General features: G+C 74.1%; 11 protein-coding genes. 6 read left to right on the top strand and 5 right to left on the bottom strand.

Going from position 1 to position 15,148, the window contains the following annotated elements; translation table 11 throughout:
- Nucleotide 1: 1 nt before the first annotated feature.
- A complete protein-coding gene (locus ABD331_RS54860) occupies nucleotides 2-496 on the bottom strand; it encodes a DUF3145 domain-containing protein (RefSeq protein WP_344494496.1) in 495 nt (164 codons plus the stop codon).
- A gap of 175 nt (nucleotides 497-671) precedes the next feature.
- On the opposite strand from ABD331_RS54860, the gene ABD331_RS54855 reads away from it, so the two are divergent.
- From ABD331_RS54855 to ABD331_RS54840, 4 genes are all read left to right on the top strand, one after another.
- Complete coding sequence (locus ABD331_RS54855) at nucleotides 672-1,685, top strand: S8 family peptidase (RefSeq protein WP_344494494.1); 1,014 nt, start codon at nucleotides 672-674, stop codon at nucleotides 1,683-1,685.
- Between the two features lie 72 nt (nucleotides 1,686-1,757).
- Nucleotides 1,758-2,285 (top strand): RNA polymerase sigma factor, encoded by a 528-nt coding sequence (locus ABD331_RS54850; protein ID WP_344494492.1) that lies wholly within the window; start codon nucleotides 1,758-1,760, stop codon nucleotides 2,283-2,285.
- On the top strand, nucleotides 2,282-2,725 hold the full coding sequence (locus ABD331_RS54845; protein ID WP_344494490.1) for a hypothetical protein: 444 nt from the start codon (nucleotides 2,282-2,284) through the stop codon (nucleotides 2,723-2,725). Before ABD331_RS54850 ends, ABD331_RS54845 begins: the two co-directional genes overlap by 4 nt.
- Before the next feature lie 64 nt (nucleotides 2,726-2,789).
- Nucleotides 2,790-5,315: a CHAT domain-containing protein gene (locus ABD331_RS54840; RefSeq protein WP_344494488.1), complete on the top strand. Its 2,526-nt coding sequence runs from the start codon at nucleotides 2,790-2,792 to the stop codon at nucleotides 5,313-5,315.
- A 97-nt stretch (nucleotides 5,316-5,412) separates the two neighbouring features.
- Here ABD331_RS54840 and ABD331_RS54835 read toward each other — a convergent pair whose 3' ends face one another.
- The gene (locus ABD331_RS54835) at nucleotides 5,413-6,231 is read right to left on the bottom strand and encodes a sulfurtransferase (protein ID WP_344494486.1); all 819 of its coding nucleotides are present in this window, start codon (nucleotides 6,229-6,231) and stop codon (nucleotides 5,413-5,415) included.
- The gene (locus tag ABD331_RS54830; RefSeq protein ID WP_344494484.1) at nucleotides 6,228-7,340 is read right to left on the bottom strand and encodes an alkaline phosphatase family protein; all 1,113 of its coding nucleotides are present in this window, start codon (nucleotides 7,338-7,340) and stop codon (nucleotides 6,228-6,230) included. The genes ABD331_RS54835 and ABD331_RS54830 overlap by 4 nt, the downstream gene beginning before the upstream one ends.
- Before the next feature lie 137 nt (nucleotides 7,341-7,477).
- Between ABD331_RS54830 and ABD331_RS54825 the strand changes: the two genes are divergently transcribed.
- Both ABD331_RS54825 and ABD331_RS54820 read left to right on the top strand, forming a co-directional pair.
- Nucleotides 7,478-8,074: a hypothetical protein gene (locus ABD331_RS54825; RefSeq protein ID WP_344494482.1), complete on the top strand. Its 597-nt coding sequence runs from the start codon at nucleotides 7,478-7,480 to the stop codon at nucleotides 8,072-8,074.
- A 125-nt stretch (nucleotides 8,075-8,199) separates the two neighbouring features.
- Complete coding sequence (locus ABD331_RS54820) at nucleotides 8,200-11,292, top strand: AfsR/SARP family transcriptional regulator (protein WP_344494480.1); 3,093 nt, start codon at nucleotides 8,200-8,202, stop codon at nucleotides 11,290-11,292.
- Nucleotides 11,293-11,621: 329 nt separating this feature from the next.
- Here ABD331_RS54820 and ABD331_RS54815 read toward each other — a convergent pair whose 3' ends face one another.
- Nucleotides 11,622-12,212, bottom strand: a complete 591-nt coding sequence (locus tag ABD331_RS54815) for a DUF5998 family protein (protein WP_052422317.1) — start codon at nucleotides 12,210-12,212, stop codon at nucleotides 11,622-11,624.
- A 184-nt stretch (nucleotides 12,213-12,396) separates the two neighbouring features.
- Nucleotides 12,397-15,087, bottom strand: coding sequence for a bifunctional acetate--CoA ligase family protein/GNAT family N-acetyltransferase (locus tag ABD331_RS54810; RefSeq protein WP_344494476.1), 2,691 nt, complete (start codon nucleotides 15,085-15,087; stop codon nucleotides 12,397-12,399).
- Nucleotides 15,088-15,148: the final 61 nt, after the last annotated feature.

The following is a 15,148-nucleotide window of genomic DNA, read 5'->3' as shown; positions in this document are numbered from 1 at the left end:
GCTAGACGGCCGCGTGCAGCCACCGCACCGGCGCACCGTCACCGGCGTACCTGAACGGCTCCAGCTCCTCGTCCCACGGCTTGCCGAGCATCTTGTCCAGCTCGTCCTCCAGGACACACCGCCCCTGGGCGGCCATCATCATCGCGGCCCGCAGCCGGTCCTCGGGGATCATGATGTCGCCGGCGGCACCGATGACCGCCGTGTAGGCGCCGAGCGTCGGCGTGTAGGCATGCCGGGAGCCGTCGACGCCGGGTGAGGCGTCCTCGGTGATCTCGAACCTCAGGCGCTGCCAGCCCATGAGCGAGGAGGCGATGGCCGCCGCGATGCCCGCGCGGCCCTCCCACTCCGCCTGTGCGCGCACGACGTTGGGCGCGGCGGGTTGCGGAGTCCACGTCAGGTCTACGGGCATGCCAAGGACACCCGCGACTGCCCATTCGATGTGAGGGCACAGCGCGGGCTGAGCCGAGTGGACGTAAAGGACGCCACGAGCAGACACCGGACCTCCCGTTTCGGTACGAGGTGCGCCTTCCCCAACGGCCTCGACCCGGGATGATCACAAGTGACTAGGGAGAGACTACCGTCGGTCGCTACCCCGCACCAGAGGGGGGCCATACCAAGTTGGTGCGGGAGTGGCGGGTGACAGCGGTCCCATGCAGGAAACATACCCGCCCATGGAAATCCAATCTGTCGGCGAGGCGTTCATCCGGCCAGGTCAGGTGCTGACCGACCGGACCGCGCTCGCCGCCGCGTCGCGCTGGACCCAGGCGGTCTCCGAGGCCGACGGCGTCTGCGTCGTCCACCTGGCGCCCGGCGTCGACCCCTGCGAGATCACCGCCGAGCTGCGCGAGCGCGGCCTGCGGGCCTCGCCCAACCACCTGCTGCGCGGCCAGCCCCTGTTCTTCGGCGGCCCCGCGTCCAGGCCCTTCCCCACCCCGCCCATCCCCCACAAGGCCGGCCGGGCCCGCTCCGGCGTGGTGGTGGGCCTGCTCGACACCGGCATCGCCAAGCACCCCTGGTGGTCAGGCAGCGACTGGTACGCGAGCCTCGGCCCGGACGAGGCGGACGCCGCCGAGGGCTCGCAGGCGGGACACGGCACGTTCATCGCGGGCCTGCTGACGCGCCGGGCGCCCGGCGTGCGGCTGCGCGTGCAGCGGGTGCTCGACGGCGACGGCATCGCCGACGAGGCCTCCGTCGTCCGCGCGCTGCACCGCCTGAGGGACCGGCCCCCGCAGGTGCTCAACCTGTCGTTCGGCTGCCACACCTTCGACGACAGGCCGCCTCCCCTGCTGTCGGACGCCATCGGCACGCTCAGCGAGACCGTGACGGTGGCCTGCGCGGGCAACACCGGCTCCGACCGGCCGTTCTGGCCCGCCGCGCTGCCCGGCGTGGTCGGCGTGGCGGCGGTGGACTCCACCCAGCAGCGCAGGGCGCCCTACTCCGGCTACGGCACCTGGGTCGACGCCTGCGCCAAGGGCGACTGGCTGACCAGCAGCTACCTGGACGCGGGCGAGTACGGCGGGTACGCCGCGTGGAGCGGCACGTCGTTCGCCACGGCGCTGGTCGCGGGCGCCATCGCCGACGCGGCCAGGCACGAGCCGGCCAAGGAGTGGATCAGGACCCTCCTTGACTCCGAGGAGACCCCGCAAATTCCCGATCTGGGAGTTCTCTTCCCGGCGAGTCTGTAGAGTTTACGCTCAGTCCCCGGACAATCACGTGGAGGAATGATCTCCTCTTCCGTGCCGGCGAAAGGAGGCCGTATGCGGGATCCGGCGGAGCTGCTCGCCGCCGCCGACGACGGCGACCGGTCGGCCTGGGACGAGCTCGAATCGCGGTTCGGGCCGCGCATGTGGGCCGTGGCCCGCGCGTGCGGCCTGAGCTACTCCGACGCGGCGGACGCCGTCCAGGGCACCTGGCTGCGCCTGCTGCAACACCTCCGGAGCATCAGGGATCCGGCCGCGGTGGGGGGCTGGCTCATGACGACCGTGCGCCGCGAGGCCCTGCTGCTGACGCGCCGCGACCTGCCGGTGGTCTCCTCCACGGAGGCCGACACCGACCCCGACCCCGCGGCCGTCGTCCTGGAGGCCGACGACCGGCACCTGCTCTGGAAGACGGTCTCCACCTTGAAAGAGCCCTGCCGCACGCTGCTCCAGCTGGTCGCGAACGACCTTGGGAACCAGCAGGTGGCGTCACGGCTGGGCATGCCCGCGGGCAGCGTCGGCCCCACCAAGGCGCGCTGTCTGGAAAAACTGCGCACTCTGATCTCGCTACAGGAGACAGCGCAATGATCAACGACGAGTACTTCCTGGCGGCCCTCCGGCTGGCCTCCGGGAACGATCCCATCCCCAGCCAGGTGTCCGCCGCCGCGCGTGACGCCTGGCGGCTGCGGATCCCCCAAGCGGTGACCGCCGCCCACGAGGCCGCCACGATCCGGAGCATGCGGGCCGACGACAGCTCGCACCTGGTGCGGTTCGTCGCGGCGGGCCTCACCTTCGATCTGGAGGTGACCGAGGGCGACGGCCTCATCGATGTCGCAGGACACATTTCCCCCTATCCAGGAGAGGGCGCCCTCGTCGATGTGAGATCCCCGCACCTGACCCTCACCAGGCGTATCGCCCACACCGGCCACTTCGTCGCCACCGGCCTGCCGCCGGGCTGGCTCAGCGTGGTGTGCCACCGGCCCGGCCACGCACCCATCCAGACCACCTGGGTGCGCATCCGCCCCTGACCCGCCACTGACCCGGCCGGGAGGGCCCCGCCCTGCTCCCGGCCGTCTCCGAACGAGGCCGGCCATGAGCGCAAGACCTGACGGGCAGCGCCCGTCAGAGGACCTCAGCCCGCTCCTCAGAGCGGCCGAGGCCGCCCTGATGCGTGCCCTGGTCGATCCCGACCAGGCCATGCGCGCGGGCCACCTGATCATTCAGTCCGCCCGCCGCAACCGCTGCCCGGAGGCCGAGGTCATGGGGCTGCGGACGCTGGCGCTCGCGGCGCGCGAGCTGGGCGACCTCCAGCAGGCCGAGTTCCACCTCCGTGAGGCTCTCGCCGTGCGCGGCGCCCCGCCGGAGCGGGCCGCCCAGGTGCGGCTCTCCCTCGTCACCGTGCGCACCGAACGCGGCCACCCGCTCCAGGCGCTGCGCCTGGCCGCCCTGGCCTGGGCGTATTTGTGCCCGCTCGACCGCGCCAAGCTCGACACGCAGCGGGCCGTCGCCCTGGCCCACCTCGGCCGCCACCAGGAGGCCATCGCCTCCTGCGACCGCGCGCTGCTGGCCCTGGTGACGGCGCCCGGCAGCATCGACGACCGCAGGTTCCTGGCGGGCGGCCTGCTCAACCGGGGCCTCATCCACGCCTACCGGGGCGACTGGGACGCCTCCATGCGCGACCTGACCGCGTGCCTGCAGATCTCCCAGTACGCCGGGCTGTGGCACCTGGCCCGCCTGGCCGCCGCCAACCTGCCCTTCCTCGCGGTACGCAGGGGCGACATCGCCGGAGCCTTCCGGCACTACCGGGACGCCGAGGAGACCCTGTTCGGCTTCCCCGAGCGGCTGGCCGCGATGCGCGCCGACTTCGCCGGCGCCCTGCTGGCCGCGCACCTGCCCGGCGAGGCGGGGACGATGCTGCGGATGGCCGTACCCGACCTGGAGGCGTCGGCCGCGCACACCGCGCTCGCCGAGGCCCGGCTCAAGCTGGCCCAGGTGGAGCTGCTGACCGGCAACCCGCACCGCGCCAGGAAGGTGGCCGAGCAGGCCGCGGCCGAGCTGGCCGCGCAGGACAGGACGTCCTGGCTGCCGCTGGCCAGGGAGGTCGTGCTGCGCTCGCGGCTGGCGCTCGAACCCGTCACCCCCGGGCTGGTCACCGAGCTGATCGCGTGCTCCGACGAGCTGGAGGACGGGTTCGCGCACCGGGCGGGAGCGGCGGCGCTACGGCTGGCGGCGGCCGAGGCGGCGCTGGTCGTGGACGACCACCCGACCGCCTCCGCCCAGCTCGCCAGGCTCACCCGGCACGCCGAGCGGCGCGAGCGGTGGATGCCCGCCGGCACCCGGCTCACCTCGCTGGCCTCGGAGCCGCAGGCCAGGCAGCTCGCGCAGGCGTCCCAGATCCCCGTGCCGGTCCGCCAGCACGCGCTCGCCCTCCAGGCGGCGCTGCAGGAGGACGTGCCCGCGGCCTTCCGCGCGGTGCGCGACGGGCTGGCGGAGATCAGCGGCCGGGTGGAGGCGTTCGAGGACCCGTCACTGCGCGCCCACGCCGCCAGGGCCGGGGAGCGGCTGGCCGCCTACGGGCTGGAGCTGGCGGTGCGCGACGGGTGCCCGAGGGAGGTGTTCGAGTGGGCGGAGCGGTGGCGGGCCGTGGCGGCCCCCGCGCACGCGTGCGCGCTGGTCGACCCCGAGCGCGTCCGCGCCGAGCTGGGGCGGGGCGCCATGATCGAGTACGTCGCCGACCGTGACTCGCTGCTGGCCGTGCTGCTGAGCGAGGACCGGGTGCTGCTGCGGCGGCTGGGCAGCCTGCGGAAGGTCATGGACGCCATCGTGCGGCTGCGTTACGCGCTGCGCCGCGCCGGCCGCCGGCACGACGTCGAGGCCGCCGCCGCCGAGCTGGAACGGCTGGTGCTGCGGCCCCTGGCCGCCGGGCTGGGAGATCGGCCGCTGGTCGTGGTGCCGGTGGGGGCGCTGCACACGGTGCCGTGGGGCGCGCTGCCGTCCCTGCGGGAGCGGCCGGTCAGCGTCGCGGCCGGCGCCGCCGCCTGGCTGCGCGCCCGCACCTCCCACAGGCCGCGCTCCGGCGGCAGGCCGCTCGTGGCGGCGGCGGCCGGGCCCTCGCTGTCGCACGGGCACGCGGAGGTCGCGCACGTGCTGGCCTGCCATCCCGGCGGGGAGCAGGTGCCAGGGCGCGTCGAGCCGGTGCTGGAGGCGCTCGGCACGGCCGACGTCGTGCACCTGGCCGCGCACGGCGTCTTCCACGCGCGCAGCCCGCTGGTGTCCGGGATCAAGCTGGAGGACGGCCGGCTCATGGCCTACGACCTGCTGGACGTCTCCCGCTCGGCCGGGCTCGTGGTGCTGTCGGCGTGCAACTCGGGGATGTCGCGGACGCCGATGGAGGGGGCGCCGCTGGGGCTGCCCGGCACGTTCCTGGCCAAGGGGTCGGCGTGCGTGGTGGCCGGGATGGTGCCGGTTCGGGACGAGACGGCGCGGGCGGTGATGAGCACGTTCCACGAGTTGCTGGCGTCGGGGCAGCCGCCGGACGCGGCGCTGGCGTTCGCCGCCGCCAAGACGGACGAGATGGGGTTCGTCTGCTTCGGCGCGGGCGATCGGCCGTTCTGCTGAAGTCTGCCGAGGTGATTCACGCACCCGTCTCTGCTGGAATGGCTCCCGCACGCGCCTCCGCTGGAGCGGCTCCAGCACCCGTCTCTGCTGGAGTGGCTCACGCACCCGTCGCGACTGGGCGGGACGGGTCGGACACCCAGTCCGACCAGGAGCCCACGTACAGGGACGCGGGCAGGCCCGCCACCTCCAGCGCCAGCACCTCGTGCGCGGCCGTCACCCCTGAGCCGCAGTAGGCGCCCGTCGCCACCCCGTCGCGCACGCCCAGCCCGGCGAAACGGGCACGCAGCGCCTCGGGGGCGAGGAAGCGGCCGTCCGGGCCGACGTTGCCGGTCGTGGGGGCGCTGAGCGCGCCGGGCACGTGCCCGGCCACCGGATCGACCGGCTCCACCTCGCCCCGGTAACGTTCCCCCGCCCGGGCGTCGAGCAGCACGCCCCGCGTGGCCAGCTCCGCCGCCTCGTCGGCGGACAGCGCCGGCATGCCGTCCGGCCGCGCGGTGAAGTCGCCCTCCTCCGGCCGCGGGACCTCCTTGGTGACCGGCAGGCCCGCCTCGGTCCAGGCGGGCAGGCCGCCGTCGAGCACGCGTACGTCCTGGTGTCCGAAGTAACGCAGCGCCCACCAGGCCCTGGCCGCGACCGTGGCGGCGGCGTCGTCGTAGACGACCACCGGCCGCCCGTCGCTGACGCCGAGCCGCCGCATGGCGGCCTGGAACGCCGCCGCGTTCGGCAGCGGGTGCCGGCCGCCCGCGCCGGGCGGGGCGGCGAGGTCGGTGTCGAGGTCGCAGAAGACGGCGCCCTCGACGTGACCCTCGCGGTAGAAGTCGATCCCGGGCGGGCCGCCGAGCCGCCAGCGCACGTCGAGCACGGTCGCGCCGTCAAGGGCGGACAGCTCGGCAGGGGTGATCAACGGGCTGGTCACGACTGTACCTCCAGGAGCGGGACGTGCTGTTCGGCCGCCGTGAGCGAGCCGTGGTAACCGGTGAAGAGCGCCTCGATGCGGTGCCTCGTCGGGGCGGTGATGGCCAGGTCGGCGTGCGGCACGGCCACGACGTCGCCGATGCGCGGCAGCCACGCGTCACGCACGTGCGGGCCGAACCAGCCCGACTCGACCGCCTCCCGCCTGGACACCACCCACGCCTTGCCGCGCAGCGTCTCGCGCCAGGCCTCCAGCACCTGCTCCGCGGCCCCCTCGCGGGCGTAGACGTGCCTGGCCCTGGCCTCGCCGCCGAGCAGCGCCACCCCCTCGGTCAGCTCGGGCACGCTCTCCGCGTCGAGCTTCTCGGTGGCGTTGACCATGCCGTGGTCGGCGGTGACGTACAGGGCGGAGCCGGGCGGCAGCCCCTCGGCCAGCCGCTGCGCCATGTCGTCGACGATGCCCAGTTGTTCCAGCCACTCCGGGCTGCCCCAGCCGACCATGTGGCCGGTGGCGTCGAGGTCGCCGTAGTAGACGGTGACGTAGGCGGGCCGCCGCTCGCGCAGCGCCTCGTGGACGCGGGCCACCCGGTCGTCGATGGAGTCGGCGGCCACGTAGCGGACGCCGCGATAGACGGCCCTGGTCAGGCCGGTGCCCTCGAACTCCGCGGGCGCCACGTAGACGGGCTCGACCCCGGCCGCGGCGGCGCGCTGGTAGACGGTCGCGGCGGGCTGCCACTCGTCGGGGTCCATCGTCAGGCCGTCGGGCAGCGTCCAGCGCAGGCAGTTGAACAGGTGGCCGGTGCCCGGCACGGCCAGCATCAGGCCGACCATGCCGTGCTCGCCCGGGGTCAGGCCCGTGCCCAGCGTGCACAGGCTCGTGACGGTGGTGGCGGGGAAGCCGGCGGTGAGCGTCCTGGAAGTCAGGGCGGAGAGGAACGGCGCCGCCTCCGGGTGGGCGCGCAGCAGGTCGGCGCCGAGGCCGTCCACCACGAACAGGCAGACGCGGTCCGATCGGGGCAGGCCCAGCGCGTTGGGCTCGCGCAGGCCCAGGGCGGCCAGCAGCGATCGCGGCACGTCGGCCAGCGACTCGCCGCCGTATCCCGGCACCAGCATGCCCCTCAGTGTAGTCGCGGGGTGATCTCGGCCCGCCGTGCTCCTTCCGCCCGCGTCAGCGCCGTGTCTGTCGCGCGTCTGTGGCGCGTCCGCGGCGCGTCCGTGCCGTGTCAGCGGCGCACGGCATCGTTCCTGTCATGAACAACACCACGCAGACGAACCGCCGCCCCCGCCCCGTCACCATCGCCGCCGCCCTGCAGCTCGTGTTCGCCGCCGGCTTCCTCATCGCCCCGCTCGCCGGTCTCGCCTACGGCGCCGACGTCCAGGCCGCCGCCGAGGCCGAACTGATCAGGCAGGGGATGTCGCCCGGCATCCTGGCCGCCAACAACGTGCACTTCGACGAGGGCGGTTACGCGCTCGTCCTGCCCGTCACCACCGCCGTGACCGCCGCGCTCCTCGCGCTGCTGAACCTGGGCGGCAGACGGGCCGGCCGGATCCTGACCCTCGTCATCCAGCCGATCTTCCTCCTGCTGGACGTCTTCATCTTCACCAGCCAGGCCTCGAAGACCCAGTACCTGCAGAACATCCTCGGCCCAGGCGCCGACGCGCAGGCCGTCCTCGACGCGAGCGAGAGCGTCTACCCCGGCTGGCTGCTGGCCGCCACCGACGTCCGCATGCTCACCACCCCGCTGATCTCGCTGGCCGTCATCGTCCTGCTCCTGCTGCCGGCGGCGCGCGCCTACTTCCGCAAGCGCCCGGCGAGCACGCCCTCGATCGCGATGGCGAACGCCTGAAGCGAGCCCCCGCCCCGTCCGCGGCCATCCGGCCACGGACGGGGCTTCGTGAGTTTTGAGAGACTTGAGGGGTGCGAATTGTGCTGCTTGGCCCGGTTGAGGTCTTCGCCGGTGACGGTGTCCCGGTGAACATCCCAGGCGTCCGGCTCCGCATGCTGCTGACCAGGCTCGCCCTGGCGGCCGGCCGGCCGGTGAGCGCGGACGCGCTCGTGACCGACCTGTGGGGCGACGAGCCGCCGGCGGGCGCCACGGGCGCCCTGCAGGGCCTGGTGTCCCGGCTGCGCAGGGCGCTGAAGGGCGTCGGGGCGGTCGAGCTGGTGGCGGGCGGCTACCGGCTGCCGGTCAGCGGCGAGGACGTGGACGCGCACCGATTCGAGGAACTGGTCGCGCGGGGGCGGCGCGAGCTGGCCGAGGGCAGGCCCGCGGAGGCCGCCGCCCTGCTGCGGGCCGCGCTCGAACTGTGGCGGGGGCCCGCGCTGGCGGACGTCCAGGAGGCCCCGTTCGCGCACGGCAACGCCACGCGGCTGCACGACGTGCGGGCCGCGGCGGCCGAGGACCGCTTCGACGCCGAGTTACGGCTCGGCCGGCACACCGAGGTGCTGGCCGACCTCGGCGCGGCGGCGGCCGAGCATCCGCTGAGCGAACGCCTGGCCGAGCTGCGCATGCGCGCGCTGTCGGCGGCCGGACGCCAGGCGGACGCGCTGGCGGTCTACGAGGAGATCCGCGCCAGGCTGGGCGACGAGCTGGGCGTGGACCCGTCCCAAGGGCTGCGCGAAGTTCATCTCGCCCTGCTGCGCGGGGAGCTGGACCGGCCGCCGGCGCGGGAGGAATCCGGCCAGAACCGCCTGCCCGCCCGGCTGACCACGTTCTTCGGCCGGGAGGCCGAGCTGCGGCAACTGTCCGCTCTGCTGGGCTCCGGCCGGCTGGTCACCATCGTCGGGCCCGGCGGCGCGGGCAAGACCAGGCTGTCGCTGGAGGCGGCGGCGCGCCTGGACCAGCGCGTGTGGTTCGTGCCGCTGGCCGGCGTGAGCGAGCCCGGCCGCCTCGCCGACGCCGTGCTCGGCGTGCTCAGCTCGTCCGACAGCCGCCTGTACGACAGCGGGCAGCTCCAGCAGGCCACCCCGGTCGATCGCATCGTGAGCCTGCTCGACGTCGGCGACGGCGTGCTCCTGCTCGACAACTGCGAGCACCTGATCGAGGCCGCGGCCGAGCTGACGGAGCAGCTCCTGCTGCGGCTGCCGAAGCTGCGGATCCTCGCCACCAGCAGGGAGGCGCTCGCGATCAACGGGGAGACGCTGTGCCCCCTGGGCTCGCTCGACCTGCCGCCGGGCGACCCCGAGCCGGCCGAGGCCGGACGGGCGGCGGCGGTGCGGCTCTTCGTCGACCGCGCCGCCGGCGTGCGGCCGGGCTTCACGCTCGACGAGAGCACCGTGGACGACGTCGTGGAGATCTGCCGCCGGCTCGACGGCATCCCGCTGGCGCTCGAACTGGCCGCCGCGAAACTGCGCGCGATGAGCGCCAGGCAGATCGTCCGGCGCCTCCACGACCGGTTCAGGCTGCTGACCTCGGGCAGCAGGACCGCGCTCCCCCGCCAGCGCACCCTGCTCGCGATGGTCGAGTGGAGCTGGGACCTGCTGGACGAGCAGGAGCGGGTGCTGGCGCGCAGGCTGTCGGCGCTGCCGGGCGGGGGCAGCCTGCCGGCGCTGGAGGCGATCTGCGCCGACGAGTCGCTGCCCGCCGACGACGTGCTCGGGGTGGTCGGCTCGCTGGTGGACAAGTCCCTCGTCCAGGAGAGCGCCGACCGCTACCGCATGCTGGAGACCGTACGCGCGTACGCGGCCGACCGGCTCGCCGAGTCGGGCGACGACATCACCACCCGCCTGTCCCGATATTTCCTGATGTTCGCCGAAGAGCACGAGCCGCTGCTGCGGACCAGGGACCAGCTCCGCGCGATCGCCGCGTTCGACGCCGAGCACGACAACCTCATCTACGCGCTGCGCTCGGCCGTCGCCGCCCGCGACGTGACCACGGCGTCCCGGTTCGTGCGGTCACTGTTCTGGTACTGGGGCATCAGGGGCATGAGCCACCAGTTCGAGACATCACTCTCGGACGTCCTCGCGTTCGGCGACGAACTGCCCGCGGACGTGCGAGCCGCCTTCCAGGTGGTCCAGGGCGTCGCGGCCGGAACGCGGACCGAGCTGCAACCCCCCAGCCTGGACAGGCGGGCGCTGAGCTTCCACCCGGCCGTGCCCCTGTTCCGGCTGTCCCAGCTCGCCACCGCCTCCGGCGGCTCAGGCCCCGGCCAGGACGAGCTGGAACACGCCCTGAACTCCGCCGACCCCTGGGTACGGGCCAGCGCCCTGTGGGCCCAGGACTTCGTCCGCACCCAGCAAGGCGACATGACCACCGGGGCGCAGGCGCGGCGAGAGGCGCTGCGGGCGTTCGAGCAGGCCGGCGACCGATGGGGCATGGTGATGGCGCTGCTGGCCATCAGCATGGACGACGACATCCGCGGCAACCACCGGGAGGCCGTCTCATCCGCCGAGCGAGCCGTCGCCATCAGCTCCGAACTCGGCACCGAAGAGCACCTGGCCTGGTCCAAGGGGCGGCTCGCGGCGGCGCGCGCCCGCAGCGGCGACCTCACCGGCGCCCTGCGCGACCTCGACGCCGGACAGCGCCAGGCCAGGGAACGCGGGCTGCGGCGCCTCGAAACCACCCTCCTCAACCATCGGGCGGCGGTCCTGCGCCGGTCGGGCGAGTACCGGCAGGCCCACGAGGCGCTGGACCGGCTGGAGACGCTCGTGCACCGGGTGCCCATGCCCGAGGACGTCGTCCGGGGGCTGATCGCGGGTGAGCGGGTCTCGCTGCTGCTCGCCGAAGGGGACGCCGTGCGGGCGCGGGCCTTGTTCCCCCATGCCATGTGGGGGGCGTTCGCCTACGGGAACCCTGGGCATCTCGCCAGCGCGTGTGAGTGGCTGGGGCGGTTGCTCGCGCTGGAGGGGGATTTTCCGGGGGCTGCCCGCTCGCTGGGGATGAGCGAAAGGATCAAGGGGGTGCTCGATCAGGGGGATCCCGAGATCCGGGCCTTGATCGGGGAGCTGGTGGGGTGCTTGGGGGAGGACGGGTATCGGGCTGCCTATCGGGAGGGGGCCGGGATGCCCAGGCAGCAGGCGATCGATCGGCTGGCGGGGATGGCGGGGCAGCCGGGGGTGGCCTGAGCGCGGGCCTTTCGGAGCTTCCCCGCGCACGCTGCCATGCGCGCCGTGCGTGGTGGCGGCATGCGGTGCGCGGAGTCGTGCCGTGCCACTGCGCCGCCGTGTGCGCCCGCGCAGTGGCGCGTCGTCATGCGTGCCGCAAAGCCGCGTCGCAGGCCAAGCCTCGGGCCGTGCCGCAGGGCCGTGCCGCAGGGCCGTGCCGCAGGGCCGTGCCGCAGGGCCGTGCCGCAGGGCCGTGCCGCAGGGCCGTGCCGACGGAGGCCGGGCCGACGGAGGCCGGGCCGACGGAGGCCGGGCTGGTCCAGGCACTGGGTGTGGGGCGGTGGAGGGCGTCAGGCCGTGGCGCGGGCCGTGGCTTCGGAGAGGGCCTTGGCGAAGGCGAGGACGTGGGTGACCGCCTCAGGCCCGTCGGCGGCCTCGCTGACCCGCAGCGACAGGTCGTCGGCCGTGATGGCCCCCGTGTAGCCGTGGTCGGCCTCGCAGTTCTCGTCGCCGCACGTCGCCGGCTCCAGGTCCACGTGGGAGATGGCGCCCCAGCCGATCGTGAGGGTGACCTCCGTGGGAGGGACGCCCGGCACGTACGAGGCGGGGTCGGGCACGACGCGGGTGACGGCCACGGACTGGACGCGGCTCAGCCGGACCGCCTCGGTGGTGGTGGAGGCGTGGGACGCCGAGACGCCCTCGACCGCCGGGTGCTCGTCGGTGTGGCAGACGAGCAGCCGCGTCGCCGACAGCACCAGGACGGTGACGTGCCGGCGAACCTCCATGGCGGGATCGAAGGTCGCCTCGTGGTGGACCACGAACGCGGTCACGGCCTCCTTGCCCAGCGCGGATTCGACCGCATCGGTGACGAGGTCGGGGTAGTAGCCGCTGCGCTCGATCGCTTCACGCAGGCCCGCGGCTGAGACTCGGGTTTCCCTCATGGCTCCATCCTGCCAGGGCCGGGCAGTGCACTCACCCGCCGGATATAACGCTCTATAACGTCTTTTGTCTGGGCAGCGGAGGGCACTCGGGTCATGGCATTCGCTGTGGGCGGATCCGCTGAGGGCTTAGCCTGAGCAGGGCCTTCCCACCTCAGTGGAGACGGCAGAATTCGGCGTCGCCGCCTCACGAGAGGCGGCGGGGGCCGACGTCGAGGCGGGGGCCCGCCGGGGTGCGCAGGATGGCCCTGGCGCCCAGGATGATGGCGTCCGACTCCCCCACGAGCACCTGGTCGAGGTCGAGCCGGGCCACCTCCGGCAGGTCGTGGGCCAGGCGGCCGACGCGTACGAGCAGCTCCTCCAGGGCGTCCACCGCCACAGGCGGGTAGCCGTACTCGCCGAACAGCAGCGGCGCCGCCCGTACGGACCGGACGAGGGCGGAGGCGTCCTCGCGGGTCAGCGGCGCCAGGCGGAAGCCCTGGTCCTGGAGCAGGCGCGCGGTCACCTCGCCCAGCCCGAACGACACGACAGGCCCGAACGCAGGGTCCTCGACGACGCCGGCGACCGTCGGCACGGCGGGCTGCGGCGCCATCCGCTGGACGGCCAGCTCCACCCCCTCGCCGAACAGCTCGGCGAACTCGCTGTACGCGTGGCGCACCATCTCGGGCCCCGTCAGCCCCAGCCGCACGGTGCCGGCGCGGCGTGAGGCGCCGGGATCGGCCACCTTGACCACCACGGGCCAGCCGAGGCGCTCGGCGGCGGCCACGGCCTCGTCGGACGAGCGCACGACCTCGGCGGGCCAGACGGTCAGGCCGTAGCAGGACAGCAGCTCGGCGGCGTCGATCTCGACCGGCGGCCCGGCCTGGGCGAACCCGGCGGGCGAGGCCTCGGCGTCGGGCGCGCTGCCCGACAGCGTCTCGTGGACGAGGTCTCTGGCGCGCGCGGTGTCGACGCCTTCGAGCTCGTGCGGCGGCGTCGAGGGCTGCGCCCGCCAGGCGGCGTAGCGGGCCACCAGGGCCAGGGCGCGCACGGCCTCCTCGGGCGCCGCGTAGGAGGGGATGGAGCCGCGCGAGGGCGCGGAGGGGCCGGGCACGCGCAGGGCGGGATGCATGCCCAGGTGCCCGCGGAACGTCGCCACCACCGGCTTGCCGGAGTCCTTCGACACCCGGAGCAGCTCGTCGGCCACCTCCTCGGTGCGGCCCGGGATGGGCGGCATGTAGATGACGACGGCGGAGTCGACGTCGGGCGAGGCCAGCTCGCCCGCGAGGGCGCGGCCGTACTCGGCGGCGCCGGCGGCGGGGCCGAGGTTGACGGGGGCGCGCGGCTCCAGGCCGACGGCGCGGCAGGCGTGCGCGGCCAGCAGGCCGAGTGCGTCGGAGTTGGTCACGAGCGCGACCCGGGGGCCGGCGGGCAGCGGCTGGTAGGCGAGGAGCTGCCCCACGTCGAAGAGCTGGATGAGGTCGTCGACCCTGATCAGCCCGGCCTGCTCGAACAGCGAGCTGATCGCCGAGTCGGGCAGCCCCAGCTCCTCGGCCGAGTGCCCGGAGGGGGTGCCTCCGCTCTTGACCACCACGACGGGCTTGCTGCGCGCGATGCGCCTGGCCAGCCGGGTGAACTTGCGCGGGTTACCGAGCGACTCCAGGTAGAGCAGGATGACCTCGGTGGAGTCGTCCTCCTCCCAGTACTGCAGCAGGTCGTTGCCCGAGACGTCGGCCCTGTTGCCCGCGGAGACGAACGACGAGATGCCCATGCCGCGCTGCGCCACCCGCTGCAGGAGCGCGGTGCCGAGCGCGCCCGACTGGCTGAAGAAACCCACCCTCCCCCTGCCCGGCACGGTGGCGGCGAGGGTGGCGTTGAGCTTGACGGCCGGGTCGGTGTTGGCGATGCCGAGGCAGTTGGGGCCGACGACGCGCAGGCCGTAGGAGCGGGCGATGCGGGCCAGCTCGTCCTGCCTGGCCCGGCCCTGGTCGCCCGTCTCGCCGAACCCGGAGGAGACCACGACCAGCCCGTGCACGCCCTTCTCCGCGCACTCCTTGACCACGTCGAGCACGCCTTCGGCCGGCACGGCCACCACGGCGAGGTCGACGTCGCCGTCGATCTCGCTCACGCTCGGGTACGCCCGCACGCCCGCCACCGCCCGCACCTCGCGGTGCACGGGGTAGACGGGGCCGGTGAAGTCGGCGGCCAGGAGGTTGCGCAGCACGGTCTGGCCCACGCCGCCCGGCTCGCGCGAGGCGCCGATGACGGCGACGGAGCCGGGGGTGAGGAGTCTGGCGATGGAGCGGGACTCGGCCCGGTGCTCGCGGGAGATCGTCACCTCGGTGGAGGTGTCGGTCGGGGTGAGGTCGAGCGTCATGCGTACGACGCCGTCCTCGAACTGGCTCTGGGCCGTGTAACCGGCCTGCCGCAGCAGCCCCGTCATGCGCATGTTGGCGGGCAGCACGTCGGCGACGAACCGCTCGATGCCGCGCTCGCGGGCCGTGGCGGCCAGGTGCTCCAGCAGCACGGAGGCCACGCCCCTGCCCTGGTGGGCGTCCTCGACGAGGAAGGCGACCTCGGCCTCACCCGGGCCTGTGCGGTCGTAGCGGATGACGGCCACCATCTCGGCGCCGATGGTGGCGATCAGTGCGACGCGGCTGACGTAGTCGACGTTCGTGAACCGCTCGACCTCCCTGTCGGAGAGGCGGGGCCGGGGCCCGAAGAAGCGGAAGTAGATCGACTCGTCGGACAGCCGCGAGTAGAAGGAACGGAGGCGGTCGGCGTCGGCCGGGCGGATCGGGCGGACGTGCGCGGTGCCGCCGTCGGCCAGGACGACATCGGCCTCCCAGTGAGCCGGATATTGTGCCTCCACAGTCTCGACTGTAAACCCGCATCCCATATGCCAAGACCAGGGGCCCTGTTGGGCAACGCTTGTGCATCGACTCCTGCCCGGTCTCCGG

It is taken from the genome of Nonomuraea monospora (assembly GCF_039531895.1).
GTDB lineage: Bacteria > Actinomycetota > Actinomycetes > Streptosporangiales > Streptosporangiaceae > Nonomuraea > Nonomuraea monospora.
The sequence above is the reverse complement of the archived record's forward strand: the minus strand, read 5'-3'. Positions and strand labels throughout refer to the sequence as shown.

Coding starts and splice junctions, on each gene's coding strand:
- ABD331_RS54815 (WP_052422317.1), bottom strand. CDS start 12,212: ATGAGGGAAACCCGAGTCTCAGCCGCGGGCCTGCGTGAAGCGATCGAG.
- ABD331_RS54810 (WP_344494476.1), bottom strand. CDS start 15,087: ATGGGATGCGGGTTTACAGTCGAGACTGTGGAGGCACAATATCCGGCT.
- ABD331_RS54855 (WP_344494494.1), top strand. CDS start 672: ATGGAAATCCAATCTGTCGGCGAGGCGTTCATCCGGCCAGGTCAGGTG.
- ABD331_RS54850 (WP_344494492.1), top strand. CDS start 1,758: ATGCGGGATCCGGCGGAGCTGCTCGCCGCCGCCGACGACGGCGACCGG.
- ABD331_RS54830 (WP_344494484.1), bottom strand. CDS start 7,340: ATGCTGGTGCCGGGATACGGCGGCGAGTCGCTGGCCGACGTGCCGCGA.
- ABD331_RS54845 (WP_344494490.1), top strand. CDS start 2,282: ATGATCAACGACGAGTACTTCCTGGCGGCCCTCCGGCTGGCCTCCGGG.
- ABD331_RS54825 (WP_344494482.1), top strand. CDS start 7,478: ATGAACAACACCACGCAGACGAACCGCCGCCCCCGCCCCGTCACCATC.
- ABD331_RS54840 (WP_344494488.1), top strand. CDS start 2,790: ATGAGCGCAAGACCTGACGGGCAGCGCCCGTCAGAGGACCTCAGCCCG.